This is a genomic window from Verrucomicrobiota bacterium, assembly GCA_019247695.1.
In the GTDB taxonomy this organism is placed as follows: domain Bacteria; phylum Verrucomicrobiota; class Verrucomicrobiia; order Chthoniobacterales; family JAFAMB01; genus JAFBAP01.
On the sequence record JAFBAP010000080.1, the window covers coordinates 1 to 17211 of the forward strand.

The window sequence follows — 17211 nt, forward strand, 5'->3', positions numbered from 1 at the left end:
CCCGATGCGTTTATCGACCAGACGGTCGTAACGGTGGTGGGAGAGAAGCTGCCCTGGTTTGGCCCACTGGTTGCCCAGATCCATTCCTGACTGCCATCTTTCAGCAAACTGATTTCCTCGAAAGTCGTCCTGTCGAAGGGGCCGTAGGGGCCGGCAGCCGTGTCGATGCCGCCGTATTCATTCACGGTCCACGCGGAGTATTCGATCCCTTCAATGTCAGGCAGGGTGATAGCCCACGTCACCAAAAATTTGCCGGTGGATTCCTGCCGTTTAACGCTCCTGACGGTCGTATTTGTGAATGGGCCGTAAACGGCGCTCGCAATCACTGTGCCGGAACTATTATACGTCGTGACGCTGATAGAGTTGTCCGGGAGGCTGGACAGCACGGTCGTATTCCCATCGGCCTGGCCTTGGACATAGAGGCTGGTAGCTTCGGGCGTGACATCACTTGGGAGGGGCACTGAAACCGCGGCCGTCACGTCACCGCTCGGGGTTACTACCCAGAGGTTCGCCCCGAGATAAACGGGGACAGGCACAATCGGGTTGCTCAGACCCAAAATGCCGAAGAGGAGCCGGAGATTGCCGTCGAGTCCGGCCGTTGACGTATTTCCGTTGGAGGTTTCACCGGGAGCCGGAACGCCTCCGAAGCCAAAATAGCCGTCCTCACCGGCGCATATCTGAGGGGTGACGACGGTGAAGGTAGCGGCCAGACTTATAATCAGGCACGCGCTCTTGATCAGGGGTTTCATAACATTCTGTTACCGGAAGAAGGGAGGTTGGTTGTCTGGGTGTCCTGGGCGCCATTGCCCGGCCGGCGACGGTGCGGACGCGGACAAAGGGCTGGCGAACGGTGTGATATTATGTTCTTTCTATTGAATATCAATATAATATTTGATAAAAGTGCCTAATATTGCTGATATTAATTATCTCAATCCTACAAAATACCCCGAGAGCGGCACTGCTCAGGGCAGCATCAGCCGGCGCCCGGAACGGGGCGCCCGTTGGGCCTAAGACAATTTATACGGTCTAATAGGTTTAAATCCGGCAGGGCACCTGGGAAGGAAGACCAGATTTTACCTTCATGCCCGTCGAAATGGTATTAGCCGTAGGACAGGCCGTTTATCGGGCAGGCGTTGAGACCGGCGTGGCGGTAGTCGCCCCTGCGCAAGGCCTGGAGGTTACTTACGACTGGGATATTGGGCCGGCCTTTAACCGCGGCCCGATTACCTGGAGAAGGTCGGCATGAACAAAATAGCCGCTCAAGGCGTAAAGTTCGTGCTGTTGGTCGTAGAAATGACCGCCGATCTCGATCAATCGAAATTCGTGGCCGGCCAAAAATTCGATCACCTCGTGGAACAGCGGAGTCAAGCCCCAGTACTCTCGTTTCAGCCATGCCTCGAGTTCAATAACCTTGATTCGCTCGAGGAGCTTGCCGGCGCCTTTCAGCACGTCCAGTTCGGCCCCCTGAACGTCCATTTTCAAGAGGTCAGGCGGCGGGACCTTGCCGCCGGCGACCAGCGTGTCCACGCGGTGAATGGGCACTTCGTAAACCTCCGTGAGGACGCCGCGCTTTTCCTGCAGCAGAGTGGTCGCGCCAAAACCGACGCGGTCGGAAGCCATCCTGGTTCGCCCGTTAAAAACCCCGAGCGCCATGCGGTGCAGGATAAAAGCGGGATGCGTGCTGAGGACCCGGTTCGAACCGGCCTGAAACTCAGGCAGGTGATCGATCAGCGGCTCGAAAAGGTGAAACCCGGCCTGCGGAAATATGGCCGACACGGCCTGCGACCAGCCGCAGATGGCCGCGCCGACGTCATAGATGACTCCAGGCGCAAAGCCCGCCGCAGCCAGCGCCCGATAAATGGATTGTTCCTCACGATAAAAATCCTTCTCGGGTTCCGCAGTCTCCATGGTCTTGCAAATGGAGCATTCGTACGGCTTCCCGGTTCGCTTGGCAAATCAACCGGCGGACGAATCGCCCGCCACAACCGGATCCTTCCGGTCTAGCCGGCTTTTCCTGGCCGCGGCAACCGCGCGGCCGGGAGGCTAAAAAAGGCCGGCGCCCTTGCCGGCAGACAAGGGCGGGTGGCGCTCTATGGGAACAACGCCCGCAACGCGTACGCCTAAAACGGGCCGAACTGCCGCACCGCTCGGACCTGACCGGAGGAACTGATCGACCACACCGCCGTCGTGATCGTAGCGTTGCTGTTCTGGCTGGCCCAAATCCATTGCTGCGTTCCATCCTTCAGCAAGATGATTTTTGACAGCAAGGTACCGGCAAAGGGGCCGAAAGGGCCGGCGGCGGTGTCGATGCCTCCAAATTCGTTGACCGTCCACGCGGACACAGTCCCCGTCCCGGGAACCAAAACACCGCTTCCGCCACTTGTCCATTTTACCAGCAACTTGCCCGTGGACTGGGACCAAGTGAGATCTGAGACGACAGTGTTTGCATAGGGACCGTAACTGGCGCTGGCAATGAGTCGGCCCGACGGGTTGTACGTCCAGACGCCGAACGAAGTAACGCCTGCCTCCAGCCCAGAGACATTCCCAAAAAGAAACACGACCGTGGTGTTTCCATCCGCCTGACCCTGCACCAGGAGAGTGCTGTTCAGACCAACGTTGGTACCCGTGCTTGGGAGTGACGGTGAAGCCGCCGCCAAAAAGTTTCCGTTCGGATCGAGGATCCAAAGGTTTGACCCTAAAATTTGCGTCTCGGTCGAGTCGACAATATCAAAGACGAGCCGGGAATTGCCGTCGAGGCCGGGCGTCGTCGGCCCCTCGAAAAGGAGGCTAAGGCCGATAACACTTGGAGCAGGCAACGCGCCACCGCGTGCCACAGGGCTAAGTGCGTTGATGGCGGCCGCTAAACTGACGAGCAGCCACGCATTTCTGAGGAGGGATTTCATGGTGTTTGTTGATGAGGAGCTTCCTTGCATGGGTTCAGGGACCGCGTTCGGCCATCGCGCGCGAGGCGGAAGGTAGCTGAAACGGGCCCGACACCTACATATGAGACTTAGAATATATATTTAAAAGCTATTTTTATTTCAAATATTAAAATTGTTAAACAACCGGCCTGACGATGCCCGAAACACGATCCGGCCGGTGGTTCCGGAGCGCCGGCTGCCCCGTCAATTCAATTCCCCGGCTTGACGAATGTTGGCCTTCAGCCCATGGAGTTCCCGTGAAAAGGTTATTGGTGACGGGGTCAAGCGGGTTGATCGGCAGTGAAGTCGTCTCGTTTTTCTCCGGCGAAGGCTGGGAGGTTCACGGGGTCGACAACAACATGCGAGCCGACTTCTTCGGGCCGCAGGGCGACACTTCCTGGAACACGCGCCGCCTGAAAGAGAGCCTGTCTGATTTTCACCACCACGCCATCGATATCCGGGACCGGCCGGCCGTTTTAGGGTTAGTCGAAAAGCTCCGGCCGAACGCCCTCGTGCACACCGCGGCGCAGCCGAGCCATGACCTGGCCGCGTCGCGGCCTTTCGACGACTTCGACGTAAACGCCACCGGCACCCTGAATTTGCTGGAGGCAGCCCGCCGGTTCGCGCCTGAGTCCCCCTTTGTCCACATGTCGACAAACAAAGTGTACGGGGATGCGCCTAACCGGTTGAACCTGGTGGAAACGGAGACGCGCTGGGACTATGCGGACCCCGAGTACGCAAACGGGATCAAGGAAACGTTTTCGATCGATCATTCGACCCATTCCATCTTCGGCGCCTCAAAAGTCGCGGCCGACGTCATGGTGCAGGAGTACGGCCGTTATTTCCGGATGCCGACGTGCTGCCTGCGCGGAGGCTGTTTGACGGGGCCCAACCATTCGGGCGTCGAGCTGCACGGGTTTCTCAGTTACCTGATCCGGTGCGACCTGGAGGGAAAGACCTACAAGATTTTCGGCTACCAGGGAAAGCAGGTGCGGGACAACATCCATTCGTATGATGTGGTCCAGTTCATGAAGGAGTTTATCCGGAACCCAAGGCAGGGCGAGGTTTACAACCTTGGCGGCGGCCGCGAAAACTCGATCTCGATCCTGGAGGCTTTTTCCCTGATCGAAAAGATCTCCTCGAAACCGATGCGGTACGAGTACGTTGACCGGAACCGGAAAGGCGATCACATCTGTTACATTTCGGACCTGACGAAAATGCGGGCGCATTACCCGAGCTGGAATATCACCAAGGACCTCGTGACCACGTTCCAGGAAATTTACGACTCCTGGATCCAGCGCGTAACGGGGTGAGCTGCCTTCCGAGTTCGGTCACACGGCGGGTACAGCGGGTTTGGCGGGCACAACGACTGAGTTCACACGGCGACCACGGCGGACCACGGCGGAAAGACAGAATAATCCGCAGAACACGCAGAAAAGAGGAAACATCCACAGATTACACAGATTGAGAGGACCTGGCGGCAACTCTAACGTTGACACTCGCATCTCCCCCCATGCTGCCGCTCCGAACTCGTTCCCCCTTCTTCCCGCCGTGGTCGCCGTGGTCCGCCGTGTTCGCCGTGTGAACTCAGTCGTTGTGCCCGCCACACCCGCTGTGCCCGCCGTGTGACCGTGTGAACTCTTACGTCGTGCCCGCCAATCCCGCCGTGGCCGCCGTGTGACCGGGTGCACTCTTACGTTGTGCCCGCCGTGTGACCGAACTTGGCGTCACTCCGGCCGGTGCGGGACCAATCCGCGCCGGATAAACGTGACGTCCTTCTGCAGGAGGCGCCCGTCGGCCGGGGAGCGCCATTCTCCCACGTCGTCGTAGTATTCGAACCCATGCTCCGTGAGCAGCGGCAGCATTTCCTCCATGCCGAGTGCGCCGGGCGTCAGTGAAAACAGGGAGAGCTCGACGATCAGGACGTCCACCTGCGGGAGGAACGATTTCGCGCCGGCGAGAACCAGATGTTCGGCCCCTTGCACGTCGAGTTTGAGCAGGCCCCGGCCCTGGACTTTCCACTCGGCATGGATTTCATCCAGGGTGGTCATGGGCACGGAGATTTCCTGGTAACCCCGGCTGTCCTCCGGTTCCAGCACCGTGCTTCCGTACAGGTCGGAGGAAACGCGGAACCTGACTTTGCCTGCCTCCGTCCCGAGGGCGAGCTCGAAGACTTCGCCGGGGGGAGAAACCTTCCGCAGGTAGGAAAGGCGCTGGACGTAAACGGTGTAGAGCGGCTCGAACAGCAAAAACCGTGCGTCAGGGAAAAGGCGGCTGACCGTCTCCGACCAGACGCCGGTCGAGGCTCCTACGTCGACGACGAAATCAGGGTTAAAGCCTTCACGCTGCTTCAAGCGCTCCAGCCCCCGGTACAGGTCGGCAAAGTCCGGCAGGATATCGTCGGGAACTTTTGACCGGATATAAATCGCCGAGTCGCCCGGCTGCCGCGGGATCGCCTCCTCCATTTCCCTGGAAACGGGTTCGCCGGCGTCCATCGAGGCCAGGATCCATTTACCGGCTCCTTCTGAAGAAAATTTGGTGGCGGACGCGGCGGCGGCCTCACGCATCCGGCGTTGAACGTCCGGCAGACAAATGCGTTCGACGGCGACGCGCAGGGCTTGCCCGTTGTAAGGGACCACCTGGCCGAATTTGAACCGTTCGACAAAGCGGCCGGCCGCCGTCAGCGGGCTTCCGAGGACGATGGTCGGGATGTTGCCGATCGCGAGCAGGAAAGGCATGCGAGTCGGCAGGCTGTACCGGGCGATCTCGATGCGCGAATCGTCGTGCGCCAGGGTGCCCGAAGGCACGATGGCGTACGGATACTGCCGGATGATTTCCGCCAGGCGAGCCTCTTCGATGAAGCCGCAGACGCGGATTCCCTGGCGCGCCAGCTGGTTAACGTCCACGTTGAGCCACGAGGCATCGGAGTTCCCGTACCAGTCCACCTGCAAGCCCGACCTGGAGACCGCCTCCGCCAGCCACTTCAGCGCCTGCGCGCTCCACAGGCTGCCCACCACGATGCCCCGCCGACTCGCCAGCGACTCGCCGGACGGCAGCCTGGCCTGCGAACAGATCGACTCCGGCGTGACCACGGGCGGCCGGAGCCAGAACTTAAGCCGGAACTTGTTCTCGTAGCCTTCCCGCATTTCCGGGGAAATGGCCAGGCGGAGATCGGCCTTTTCCAAGGCCTCACGCATCAACGGCTCCGGGATTCTTTTCGTCACCAGGTAGTTGTCGTCCATCAGGTAGACGCAGAGCTTGAGCCCGAAAAGCTCCTTCAGGGCGATCGAGGTGAGCAGTTCATCGGCGAGGTAAGGAACGCAGATGGCGTAATTGAAAGTGTTGCCCCGCAGCAACGCGATCAGACGCTCGTAAAAATCGAACCGCGAAAGGTCACCCTGGCCGAACCGAACCGAAAAGTCGCCGAAATCGTGTTCACCGTGCAAATCGGTCGAGCGTATCGACAGGATGCCCGGGGTGCGGCCAAAGCAACGCCTGAGGATTACCCCGGTTCCGTGCCGGTCGCTGACTTCGTTGGGCGTGACGACCGCGATGCCGTGATGGAAACGCCCCGCCGGGACCTTGGCGAGCTCCGCGCCCGGCATGAAGTTGTCATAGAACGTCTGGCGAACGTCGTCGTAAGCAAGTCGCGCGTTCCTGATCAGGGCGTTCACGCGAGAAGAAATCATCCCCATGACCTTAACTGGCTACTTTCATTTTCGGATCAAACCCGCTTGAGCGGCGCCGCCCCGCGCCGGTTCGGGCGGCGGATGCAGCGGCGGCAAAAATGTCCGTTTACGTCGCAAAAGCAATTAACTTTCTGATTTCAGCCTTTCAACCCCGCCGTGGATGGATCAAAGGTACAAAGACGCCCGGTGCAAAACGGTTGACGGCTCAGGCTTTGCCGCTATTGGTGTGAGGCCCTTACTGGCCAGGGGGCCGGGCGCCACGGTCGATTTGTTATGAAAAGAGCTTTAATCACGGGCATCACGGGCCAGGACGGATCCTACCTGGCCGATCTGTTGCTGGCCAAAGGCTACGAAGTGCACGGCATCATCCGGCGGGCCAGCACATTCAATACCGCCCGCATTGACCACTTGTACCAGGACCCCCACGTGCACGGGGTGCGCTTGTTTCTCCACTACGGCGACCTGGCCGATTCGGTCAACCTGGTCAAGCTCCTGTACGAATTGCAGCCGGACGAGATTTATCACCTGGCGGCGCAAAGCCACGTGCGCGTCAGCTTCGACATCCCGGAGTACACCGCCGATGTGACGGCCGTGGGCACGATCCGTATCCTGGAAGCCATCCGTGAAGCCGGGGTGCGTCCCCGCTTCTACCAGGCGTCCTCCAGCGAAATGTTCGGCAAAGTCCGGGAGGTGCCCCAGACGGAGGCGACGCCTTTCTGGCCCCGCAGCCCGTACGGGGTCGCCAAGGTTTTTTCCTACTGGGCGACGGTCAACTACCGCGAAAGCTACAGCTTGCACGCCAGCAACGGCATTTTGTTCAACCACGAAAGCCCGCGGCGCGGCGAAACGTTCGTGACGCGCAAGATCAGCCGGGGGGTGGCGCGGATCAAGGCGGGCCTGGACCAGACGTTGTACCTGGGCAACCTGGATGCCCGGCGCGACTGGGGTTATGCGCCGGAGTACGTTGAGGGCATGTGGCGCATGCTGCAACAGGACGCGCCCGACGATTACGTGCTGGCGACCAACGAGACGCACTCGGTCAAGGAATTCGTCGAAGCGGCCTTTGCGCACGTCGACCTGGATTGGAAGGCGTTCGTGCGCTTCGACAAACGCTATGAGCGGCCCGCCGAGGTCGACCTGCTGATCGGCAACCCCGCCAGAGCCAAGCGCCAATTGGACTGGGAGCCGCGGGTGCGCTTCAACGAACTGGTCGGCATCATGGTTGACGCCGACCTGGCCTTGGTGCAGGGCCGGTGGCAGAACCCGCAGGAGATTCGCGCCCGTGAACCCCGCACCCTCGGCCTTTGAGACCGGCTTTCCAGATGGCCTTTGCGCCGTACATGCCGCCGGCGGACCGTTGTAACCGTTGCGAGCATGTGCGGCATCGCAGGTTTCACCGGCAGCGGCTCGTTACGCGTTCTGGAAGAAATGACGCGGGCGCTGGCTCACCGCGGACCTGATCAAGAAAACTTCCGTCAGGACCCGCCGGTTTACCTGGGGTTTCGCCGGCTGGCGATCATCGACCTGAAGGGCGGCCGCCAGCCGATGGCAACGCCCGACGGCCAGTTCGCCCTGATTTTTAACGGCGAAATCTACAATCATGGCGAGCTGCGCCGGGACCTGGAGGCGGAAGGCTGCCGGTTTTCCAGCGATCATTCCGATACCGAGACGCTGCTGTACGGTTACGCCCGCTGGGGTGCCGCCGTGCTGGAACGGCTCAACGGGATGTTCGCCTTCGTGGTTTACGACCGTGAAAAGAAGCTGCTCTTCGGCGCCCGGGACCGTTTCGGAAAAAAACCGCTTTACTACTGGCAGCGGAGCCGGGATTTCGTGTTTGCCTCGGAGCTGTCCGGCCTGCTGAAACACCCGAATGTGCCGAAAGCGGTCTCGCAGGGGGCGCTCAAGAAATATTTCGCCTACGGTTACATCCCGGCGCCGCACTCGTTGATTCAGGGGGTGCATAAAGTGCCCGCGGGCCATTGGTTCCGGTTCAACGTGGAGTCGGGCGAGTTCAGGATCGAGCGGTACTGGGAATACGTGCCTGAACCCGAAGAAGGCATGGACTCCGAGGTTGCGGCGCATCAACTGGCCGAAAAACTGGAACGGGCGGTGCGACGCCGGTTGCTCTCGGACGTGCCGCTGGGCGTATTTCTCAGCGGCGGCATCGATTCATCCGCCGTGGCCGCCCTGGCCCGGCGAACCGTAAGCGACCTGAAAACGTTCACCGTCGGATTTCAGGAACCGAGTTTTGACGAGAGCCGGTTTGCCCGCCTGGTCGCTTCCCTGCTGCGCACCAGCCATTTTGAGCAGACCTGCTCGTTGGAGGAATCCAAGGCGCTGCTCCCCCGGATCATCGACCGGCTCGATGAACCGATGGGTGACTCGTCCTTGCTGCCCACCTACCTGCTGTGCCGTTTTGCCCGGGAACACGTGACCGTTTGCCTCGCAGGCGATGGCGGTGATGAACTTTTCTGCGGATACGATCCCTTCAAGGCATTGCAACGAGCGGAATGGTATACCCGGTCAATCCCGAAACCGCTGCATTTCGGGATCGCGCTCCTGGCCAGCCGGCTCCCGGTGAGCCACCACAACCTAAGCCTCGACTTCAAGGTTAAACGTGCCTTGCGAGGCCTTGCCTTTCCCGACCGCCTCTGGCTGCCGATCTGGATGGGGCCGCTCGAGCCGGGCGAACTCGCCGCGTTGTTCCACGAAAAAATCGATCCGGAAGACCTTTACTCGGAAGCGATCGCCGCCTGGGAAAGCTGCCGTCACCTGGATCCGGTGGCCCGTACCCAACAATTTTTCATAAAGCTTTACCTGCAGGATTGCATCCTGACCAAGGTCGACCGCGCAAGCATGATGAACAGCCTCGAAGCGCGTTGCCCCTTCCTGGACCCGGAGGTGGTGGAACTGGCGCGCCGGATGCCGGCAAACCTGAAATTCCGCGAGGGGCAAACCAAGTGGATCCTCAAACGGGCGCTGCAAGGGGTGTTGCCGGATGAGATTCTGAATCGAAAGAAGAAAGGGTTCGGCGTGCCGGTCGGCAAATGGTTCCTGGACGGCTCCCTCCCGCAGGCGTCAAACGAGCGCCTGACCCGCGCACGTTATCGACCAGGCTATTTCGAATCCAAACTCAGCGAACACCAGGCGCGCCGGGCGGATCACCGGCTCTACCTGTGGAACGCGTGGCTGCTGAACGAATGGCTTGCCAGGTGAGTGGCGGAGTTCGGAGCTCGGGGTTCGGAGTTCGGAGCTCGGGGTTCGGAGTTCGGAGTTCGCCTTTTCGCCGCTGGCATCCTCTGATGGGGGAACAAGGCAGGGATTGCCATACACATAACATCATATTACAAAGTTATGAATGGAAGAATTTACGGAATTCGCTGCCTTCCAACGATGCAGGGCATTCGCGTGCGAGCTGGCGAAGCTACTGAAAAAGGGCCGATTCGCTCGTGACCCTGAACTGGTCCACCAAATGCGAAAGGCGATGATCTCAGTGTACGCCAACTTTGCCGAAGGTTTCGAGCGCGACGGCAATAAAGAATTTGCGCAGTTTTTATCACAAGCAAAGGGATCTGTGGGCGAACTCCGCGGGCAGATGCTTTACGCGTTTGATAACGGCCTAATCAGCCATCAGGAACTCGAGGTCATTGACCGCTTGGGAGTGGAGGCAAGTAGAATGCTTGGTGGTTTGATGCGGTACCTAAATGACTCGGATTTACAGGGTCGCAAATTCAAGCTTCGAAGGCTGCACGCGGATGCCGAACGGAATTTCCAAGATCCTCCAAGAGACGACGTCCCGCAAAAGGGCGCGCATTGACCGGTCAGCACCGGATTCCGTGACACGTCGACCAGGGTGAGAAAATGAACCCCGAACTCCGAACCCCGAGCTCCGAACTCCGAACTCCGAACCCCGAACGCCGAACCCCGAACGCCGAACCCCGAACTCCGAACTCCGAACTCCGAACCCCGAACTCCGAGCGCTTCCGTATCCTGATTCTCTGCTACGAATGGCCGCCGGTCGGGGGCGGCGGGGGGCGGGCGGCGCGTGATGTGGCGGAGGCGCTGGCCCGGCGCGGTCATCAAGTCAGGATCCAAACCATCCGGCTGTTCGGGATGCCCAAACGCGAGGTTCATCCTAACCTGGAACTCTATCGAACCTGGGGATTCCGGCGGCGTCCGGACCGGTGCACCCCGGTCGAAATGGCCGGCTACCTGGTCACGAGCTTTTTACCGGTTCTCCGGCACCTGCGCGAGTTTCGACCCGAGATCATCCATGCCCATTTTGCGGTGCCGACGGGGCCGCTGGCCCTCGCGGCCTCAGTCCTGGGCCGCGTTCCCTACGTCATCACCGCCCATCTCGGTGACGTTCCGAGCGCAATTCCGGAACAGACCGACCGGCTGTTCCGGTGGTTGGACCCGGCAATCCGGCCGGTGTGGAAGCACGCCGCCGCGGTGACCACCGTAAGCCGGTTCGTCGCGGGCCTGGCGGAAAAAGCTTACGGGTGCCGCCCCGACCTGATCCCGAACGGAGTCGACCTTCGCGACCGGCCGGCCCCGCCCGGACCGGCGGTCCTGCCCTCGCAGCCCCGGCTCCTGTTCGTGGGCCGCCTTAACCCGCAAAAAAATTTGCCGTTCCTTTTCCGCGTACTCGCTGAGCTCAAGGCATCGCCCTGGACCCTGGATGTCGTCGGCGCAGGTGAGGATGGGCCGGTACTGAAACGGTTCGTGGAAGCCCGTCAACTTCAGGACCAGATCCGGTTTCACGGCTGGCTCCAGCGGGCGGAAGTCGACGCGATGCTGGCCGGAAGCGACGCCCTGGTGTTTCCCTCGACGGTGGAAGGGCTGCCGCTGGCGTTACTGGAAGGTCTGAAATTTGGTCTGGCCATCGTCGCTTCGGACCTGCCGCCCTTGCGCGACCTCGTGGAAGATGGCCGCAACGGTTTCCTGCTTGAACCGAACGCCTTGGAAAGCTGGACTACTTCGTTGCGAAAATTGTTGGCCGATCCGGCCGCCCTGCTGGCCATGCGGCGTGAAAGCTGGAAATTAGCGTCGCGATTTGACCTTGAGAACATCGCCGGCAGGTACGAAAGCGTCTATTGGCGCATCTTGAGCATCCGGGGGATCCGTCGAACTTGCCAACCAAGGTAGGTTTGTGGATGTTATTTGTGTTTCGAGCACGTCTAAGAATTTTGTATGCGGATTTCTCGTAAAGCGGAGTATGCCCTGCGGGCTCTGCTTCTGATTGCCAAAGATTGCCCCGAGAAAGTTCACCAGATCCAGGAAGTTTCAGAACGCGGCAACATCCCGGTCAAATTCTTAGAGCAAATCCTCTTAACCTTGCGAAATGAAGGCCTGCTCACCAGCAAACGCGGCGTGGGCGGCGGCTACACCTTGCGCAAGCGGCCTTCCGAAATGGCGGTTCTGGATATTATCGAGACGCTGGACGGGCCGATTGCACCGTTACCGTGTGCGCTGGAACGGTCGATTGACGCGTGCGGGTGTCCCGACCCGGTGCATTGCCCGTTACGGCCGCTGATGCGCCAGGCTCGCGACCAGCTGCGGGATCTTTTCGGGAATAAAACCATTCAGGATTTACTGGACGAAGCGCGCGGCGAACACGTTCTGGTGTTTGAAATTTAGCCGCACCGGTTTAACCCCCCGGGGCGAACTCGCTCCGGTCTCGCCGCCGCTTGCTTTCCCGCCGGATCGGGGTATCTTCTTCCCTCTCAAAAATGGGGGCGTACTGGTTTCGACTCGGGGTTTGAAGACCAGGCGGCATGCCGAGGATGACTCGTTGGCCTCGTTAAAAATCGGGTCAAAAAAATAACTGCCAACCAAGAACTGGCACTCGCGGCTTAATTGACCGTGACGTTCCCGGCCGGATGCCTGCTAAGGCCGGGAGCGACGACAGCAGGCTGGCCTGAAGGTGGAGCAACCGCACCGGAGGGCGAGAAAAATTTCGTGGATGCAAAGGGCAGGTGTAGCCCGCTGGCCAGCGTCACCTGCTCTATTATGGCCAGCTAAGCATGTAGAGGCTTGGTTTGACGGCCTTGAGGACAGGGGTTCGACTCCCCTCGCCTCCAAGTCCCTCGCGCTGAGGAACTTATGATGGAGTTATTATCCGAGTAATAACGGGGCCAATAACACATCTATAGCTTAACTTAAGCATCTCAGGTTTTCGACGCTTGTTATAGCTGGTGGAAATCTGTGGAAGCGGGAAAGCAAAATAGGAAGGTTTCCTATTGCCACCACGAAAAATTTCTGGAGAGTGATCTTATGGGCTTCGGACGTCACACAATCGTGCATCGGGAACGTGTGTCCCCCCGGCGTTATCTAAAGCTTGCCGACGAGCAGAAGGGCAACATCAGCAAAGTTGTATTCCTGCCCGCAGAACTTGGACGAAAGCATTTTGGACGCTTAGAAGTTGTCTATAAGCGACCACTTGTCCGAGCCGTACATGCCTCATGATGAACGCGATCGGCAGCTTCCGATGCCGATCGTTGATGAAAAGCAGCTTGAACTCTTTAAAGAGTTCGTCGTCCTCCAGAAGGAGGAGTTGGACCTAAAAAAGCGCGAGCAAGACCTACGCTCTAAAGAGCTGACGCTCGAGGAACAGAACCTCCTTAATGCTCACGAGTTTTCTCAAGAGTCCCTTAAGGCTCAACTCGTAGACCGGCAAAACGAAAGGGCGCACAGGGCCGTTCTTGCCACTCGGGCCATGGTCTTCTCTGGAGCAATCATCCTGTCGCTGATGGTCCTAGCTGGTTATGGTATGAGTATCGGGAAACTTAATGACCTTCGGGAGATGATTGTGGGAGTGCTGGCTGTCGCCGGACCGTCCGGGGCAGCTCTTTTCTACGCCAGATGGCAGGAAGAGAAGAAGAGGGGCGAGAAGGCTGAGGATGACAAATAAGTTGGCGCGAAGGCATTAATGTCCCCGCCCCGAGACCGCGGGCCCAACTTTTGGATCGTGGAATGTCACCAGGACCGTACCGTAGCCGTCGACGTGCGGCGGTGCCGCAACCCAGGGGCCCGGTTTCGGGCCGATCGTGACGGTGAAGCTGCGGCCGTCCGAGCTCCCGATGTAACCGAGGTGCCCGTTGATGTTTCGGACGGCCTGGCCGACCAGGTATTCAGGGCTCTGCATCCAGGCCCGCTCTTCAGCCTGCCTGCCGTTGCTTTGCCAGACGATCGCCGCCGTAACGCCGGCAGCGAACGACAGGGCCGCGATGATCGCCACCAGCGTCCAGTTGACGATGAACCGGTCGTTCTGGAACCGGCCGGCCTCTCGCGCAACGTCTGCGCTCAACCCTTTACGGATCGCTGCAACCTGGGCGTCGGTTAGGTTCGCCGCATTTGCCTGATGCGCCAAGTCGTTTACCAAGCCGACGCACGTATCAAGCTACCCGGTCAGCGCGAGAATCTCGTCGTTGTCGCCGTAACGATTCAGCCGCTCCCGCCATTGCAGCAGGGCCACCTGCTTCTCGGGCGCGACTCCCTTGAGAATCCGCGCTTAGCGCAGTAGCGCTGGGTGGTGCGATGATTTGCACACGGGACAAAGGCTGCCTTGCAGTGGAGGCACTTGCCGGAAAGGGGCGCGCTCATGGCCGGGGTAAAAGAACCTCAACCTGCCGCGCGGTGCGCGCTGGCCCGGCCGGAAAGAAAACCCAAAAAGAAGAAGACCTTTGTGTGAAAGAGAACGGAAAAACCCAAGCCGGACGAAGAGCCTTTGGCCCGGCTACCCCAAAACGTCCACGTTCAAATCGGCACAATCAGACCAATTTCAGATCGGCACCCGCAAAAATGGCGTGGTCAAACGACAAAAGCGCAATTTTTGACCTCAATACCGCCGATCTTAACGGAGGTTTTCGGCCCGATGTGGTCAGCACGCGTATCCCCTTGGGCTGCCGCTGCAGAGCATGGTGGTCTGAGGCCCGGGGTCTACCGCTCTCTTACTGTTGTGGTGAAGCTTGCGGCGTCGATCCGGGCTTCGCCTGAGCGTCCTTTGTTTGAAGAAGCTCGATCTCAACCGACGCTATGTTATATCGCAAGCGCTCAAGATCGGCTTGCGTGGCTAATCCCTCTTTAACCTGTTTCTCGAGGTTCGCCTTCGCTTCATTATAGATGGCAAGGTGTCTTTCAAGAACCTGAGCCCTTTCTTCCGGCTTGTCGTAGAGGTCCACTTCGGCGCCGAACAGCCTTTCGCCGACGTCGATCAGGTCAGGTAGCCGCGTCAGGCCGCGTTTGTACAGGTCGAACCGTGCTTTGGCTTCGTTTAATGCGGCGTTGAACCGCTCTTTTTTGAGTCGAAGGAGTGGCGCGTCGTCATTCTTTATTTCTAGCGGAGGCATGTTCAGCACCTCCATCACCTTCGGGCTAAATTTAAGCGCGCGTTGCGCCCTCAGATCGGGCGGAAACCACGCCAGCAGCAGTAGTAGAATGGCGAGCGCACAAGGCGTCCCTTGCTTAGAAGCGATCTTGCGCATGGCGTGACGGAGTACGGCTTCTCGCATTGGGTTTTGTTCCGAAAAATGCATCCTACTGGGCCTTAAAGCATACGAGTATTGCCGGCAGCCTCTAAGTACAACGCGCTGCGGGGGGTACCTGGTCCTGCAATTGCAACAGTGTCCAGGAAAGCTGCCTGAGGCTATCGGAATCGGAGCTTTCACTGATGCCGCGATCGTTTTCTTCCAGCAGACCGTCCGCGCGCAATGGCGGCCGGCCGGCGGATGGGTGGCGAGATCTCCCTATGGAATCGGCGAACGCTTCGACCGCACCGGCAAAATGCTCGGTCATTTCTCGCCCCGCCTTCGGGCGCTCGCCGTCTTGAGCGGTTGATCCCAACGATGCCTGCTCCCTTACCCACGGCAGGCAAGCGATGTAAAGTTCGTCCACCCCTGCCGAAGCCTGCTCCAGGCGTGCTCCCTCCGTCACCCCGGATCCATAAAGCAGGGCCTCGAAAACGGCTTGTTCTTCGTACGCGTGGGCCTCCGAGAGCCGAGACGCGATTTCCAATTCGACCTGTTCCCGTTGCAATACCGAACCCTGAGAAGCGTCGCCTGAATGGCCAAGGCGTAAAAGCCGAGCGATCGCACCGAGACAAACGGCCAGTCGCTCGCGGACCATCGACTCAGCGCCCTCCGGCCAGACGAGCGAGAAAACGACGCTGAGGATGCAGATGCCCAGCATGATGCCGATGAACCGATCCCGGAGCGGGTCAATCTTTGTGGGCGGCCCGTAGCCCTGCAGCACGCCGAGATCAAAGGCCATCGCCACTTGAAGCCCCAGGTAGGAGATCCGCTCGCTGCCTAAAGCGATCCATGCGGCCAAACTATGGACGCAGAATATGATCAGCAGGAACGCCCCCAGGGATTCGAACCTGGGGATCAACCAGACGGTGCAGATCAGGCCTAATGCGCCCCCGAGGACGCAGCCGGCAATTCGGAGTACCCCCTTGTGAATGCTGGCCCCGGTACTACCCAGCGCGATGATCAGGGGCGTGTAAAACACCGTGTGGATGCCGTAGTAATCGCTGGCCGTGTAGAACAGGTAACCGATCATGCCCGCCAGCGTGACCTTAAGGGCGAATTGCGCGTGCCTTGGATTACGAAAAGCGTCCGCGACAAAAAGGGATCGCTTTGGCCGGGGGCCGGCTCCCGGCGGCGGGTTCTCAGGATCGGTGTTGAGCGCGCCCAGATCTTCGATCGTGTGGGCGGCTTCGACGAGCTGAAGCGCCGGAGACCGTATCGTGGCGGTCTTCGTGGAACCGGTCGCGACGCCCGGCGGAACCAAGCCTGCCTCGAATGCCCGCTCGAAGCGTTGGGCGCTCGCCCTGAGTTCGCCGAGCAGGGCGGTTTCAGCCGGCGAAATCGCCCCGGGGTCCGTTGATCGCAGCCGCGCGCGAGCGTACGAAAAAATGAGTTTCGTGAGCTTGTCGAGCGTTAAAATCATGCGCGTCAGCTGGCCCCCCTGCGCCTGCAAAGCACGGGCCTCAAGCAACGAGAGTTTCCGAAGCTTGAGAAAACGCGTTGGGCCGCGTTTGACCAGCGGATGAAGCAAGCGTGTGCCGGCCGACGGGGAACCTGCGGCCAGGTGCGCCGTCGCGGCGCCGACGGCGCGCCAACCGGCCACCAATTCGTACTGAAGCAACCGGGTCGGTGAAACCGGAAAGATCAAGAGGCTTGCCACCCAGGCCAGGCCCACCGGAAACGCGATTGCCACCCAGAGCCACAGGAACTGGTGGACCGTTTCCTCCGGGTCGGGGGACAGGTACACCAGGCTTTGCGAGGCGGCGCAGATGAAGCCCAGGATCCATCCAACTGCTCCGATGGCGAGCACCCGGAACAAGTACATGCCGATAAAGATTTCCGCCGCGATGCCCGGAACCCGAAACTCGGGGCGCTCCCCGGTGTATTTGAAGAGCAGGAGGGAAGCCCCGACGGCCAGGGTAACCGCGACCAGGACCAATAGCGCAGAGACGGCCGTGGTGACTTTCTCTTCCTTGGTGATGAACAAAATGAAAAAAGGCATGAGGTCCTGGAACGGCAACCTGAAGGTGTCGGCCACCAGGACGATCGCGGTGCAGACGATGGCCAGCCGCA

Annotated in this window: 15 protein-coding genes and 1 other RNA gene; 9 read left to right on the forward strand and 7 right to left on the reverse strand. The window is 59.8% G+C overall.

Going from position 1 to position 17211, the window contains the following annotated elements; genetic code table 11:
- The 3 genes from JO015_08380 to JO015_08390 all read right to left on the reverse strand — a co-directional run.
- The coding region (locus JO015_08380; GenBank protein ID MBV9999116.1) for a hypothetical protein at positions 1-749 on the reverse strand (749 nt) is incomplete at its 3' end.
- Positions 750-1182: 433 nt separating this feature from the next.
- Positions 1183-1908, reverse strand: a complete 726-nt coding sequence (locus JO015_08385; protein ID MBV9999117.1) for an FkbM family methyltransferase — start codon at positions 1906-1908, stop codon at positions 1183-1185.
- A gap of 212 nt (positions 1909-2120) precedes the next feature.
- Positions 2121-2903: a hypothetical protein gene (locus tag JO015_08390; protein MBV9999118.1), complete on the reverse strand. Its 783-nt coding sequence runs from the start codon at positions 2901-2903 to the stop codon at positions 2121-2123.
- 275 nt (positions 2904-3178) lie between these two features.
- Here JO015_08390 and JO015_08395 point away from each other — a divergent pair, with 275 nt between their 5' ends.
- The gene (locus JO015_08395; GenBank protein MBV9999119.1) at positions 3179-4234 is read left to right on the forward strand and encodes an NAD-dependent epimerase/dehydratase family protein; all 1056 of its coding nucleotides are present in this window, start codon (positions 3179-3181) and stop codon (positions 4232-4234) included.
- A gap of 414 nt (positions 4235-4648) precedes the next feature.
- Here the strand turns inward: JO015_08395 and JO015_08400 are convergent, their stop codons facing one another.
- On the reverse strand, positions 4649-6610 hold the full coding sequence (locus JO015_08400) for an FkbM family methyltransferase (protein MBV9999120.1): 1962 nt from the start codon (positions 6608-6610) through the stop codon (positions 4649-4651).
- 273 nt (positions 6611-6883) lie between these two features.
- Here JO015_08400 and gmd point away from each other — a divergent pair, with 273 nt between their 5' ends.
- The 7 genes from gmd (at position 6884) to JO015_08435 (ending at position 13523) form a co-directional block, all read left to right on the forward strand.
- A complete protein-coding gene (gene gmd / locus JO015_08405; protein MBV9999121.1) occupies positions 6884-7918 on the forward strand; it encodes a GDP-mannose 4,6-dehydratase in 1035 nt (344 codons plus the stop codon).
- Between the two features lie 66 nt (positions 7919-7984).
- The gene (gene asnB / locus JO015_08410) at positions 7985-9826 is read left to right on the forward strand and encodes an asparagine synthase (glutamine-hydrolyzing) (GenBank protein MBV9999122.1); all 1842 of its coding nucleotides are present in this window, start codon (positions 7985-7987) and stop codon (positions 9824-9826) included.
- 142 nt (positions 9827-9968) lie between these two features.
- Positions 9969-10427, forward strand: a complete 459-nt coding sequence (locus JO015_08415; GenBank protein MBV9999123.1) for a four helix bundle protein — start codon at positions 9969-9971, stop codon at positions 10425-10427.
- 44 nt (positions 10428-10471) lie between these two features.
- Positions 10472-11758, forward strand: coding sequence for a glycosyltransferase family 4 protein (locus tag JO015_08420; protein MBV9999124.1), 1287 nt, complete (start codon positions 10472-10474; stop codon positions 11756-11758).
- Between the two features lie 45 nt (positions 11759-11803).
- On the forward strand, positions 11804-12250 hold the full coding sequence (locus JO015_08425; GenBank protein ID MBV9999125.1) for an Rrf2 family transcriptional regulator: 447 nt from the start codon (positions 11804-11806) through the stop codon (positions 12248-12250).
- A gap of 94 nt (positions 12251-12344) precedes the next feature.
- Positions 12345-12694: a transfer-messenger RNA gene (ssrA, locus tag JO015_08430) on the forward strand.
- Positions 12695-13100: 406 nt separating this feature from the next.
- Positions 13101-13523: a hypothetical protein gene (locus tag JO015_08435; protein MBV9999126.1), complete on the forward strand. Its 423-nt coding sequence runs from the start codon at positions 13101-13103 to the stop codon at positions 13521-13523.
- Between the two features lie 15 nt (positions 13524-13538).
- On the opposite strand, the gene JO015_08440 is transcribed toward JO015_08435, so the two are convergent.
- Positions 13539-13919 carry a hypothetical protein gene (locus tag JO015_08440; GenBank protein MBV9999127.1) on the reverse strand — a complete coding sequence of 127 codons (381 nt, stop codon included), beginning with the start codon at positions 13917-13919 and terminating at the stop codon, positions 13539-13541.
- 54 nt (positions 13920-13973) lie between these two features.
- On the opposite strand from JO015_08440, the gene JO015_08445 reads away from it, so the two are divergent.
- On the forward strand, positions 13974-14135 hold the full coding sequence (locus JO015_08445) for a hypothetical protein (GenBank protein ID MBV9999128.1): 162 nt from the start codon (positions 13974-13976) through the stop codon (positions 14133-14135).
- A 427-nt stretch (positions 14136-14562) separates the two neighbouring features.
- Here the strand turns inward: JO015_08445 and JO015_08450 are convergent, their stop codons facing one another.
- On the reverse strand, positions 14563-15096 hold the full coding sequence (locus tag JO015_08450) for a hypothetical protein (GenBank protein MBV9999129.1): 534 nt from the start codon (positions 15094-15096) through the stop codon (positions 14563-14565).
- 91 nt (positions 15097-15187) lie between these two features.
- On the reverse strand, positions 15188-17211 hold a 2024-nt coding region (locus JO015_08455; protein ID MBV9999130.1), incomplete at its 5' end, for an FUSC family protein.

What these genes read in the sequence shown, in the direction of transcription:
- JO015_08415 (MBV9999123.1), top strand. Translation starts at nt 9,969, where the DNA reads ATGGAAGAATTTACGGAATTCGCTGCCTTCCAACGATGCAGGGCATTC.
- JO015_08425 (MBV9999125.1), top strand. Translation starts at nt 11,804, where the DNA reads ATGCGGATTTCTCGTAAAGCGGAGTATGCCCTGCGGGCTCTGCTTCTG.
- JO015_08435 (MBV9999126.1), top strand. Translation starts at nt 13,101, where the DNA reads ATGCCGATCGTTGATGAAAAGCAGCTTGAACTCTTTAAAGAGTTCGTC.
- JO015_08390 (MBV9999118.1), bottom strand. Translation starts at nt 2,903, where the DNA reads ATGAAATCCCTCCTCAGAAATGCGTGGCTGCTCGTCAGTTTAGCGGCC.
- gmd (MBV9999121.1), top strand. Translation starts at nt 6,884, where the DNA reads ATGAAAAGAGCTTTAATCACGGGCATCACGGGCCAGGACGGATCCTAC.
- JO015_08420 (MBV9999124.1), top strand. Translation starts at nt 10,472, where the DNA reads ATGAACCCCGAACTCCGAACCCCGAGCTCCGAACTCCGAACTCCGAAC.
- JO015_08450 (MBV9999129.1), bottom strand. Translation starts at nt 15,096, where the DNA reads ATGCGCAAGATCGCTTCTAAGCAAGGGACGCCTTGTGCGCTCGCCATT.
- asnB (MBV9999122.1), top strand. Translation starts at nt 7,985, where the DNA reads ATGTGCGGCATCGCAGGTTTCACCGGCAGCGGCTCGTTACGCGTTCTG.
- JO015_08445 (MBV9999128.1), top strand. Translation starts at nt 13,974, where the DNA reads ATGCGCCAAGTCGTTTACCAAGCCGACGCACGTATCAAGCTACCCGGT.
- JO015_08385 (MBV9999117.1), bottom strand. Translation starts at nt 1,908, where the DNA reads ATGGAGACTGCGGAACCCGAGAAGGATTTTTATCGTGAGGAACAATCC.
- JO015_08400 (MBV9999120.1), bottom strand. Translation starts at nt 6,610, where the DNA reads ATGATTTCTTCTCGCGTGAACGCCCTGATCAGGAACGCGCGACTTGCT.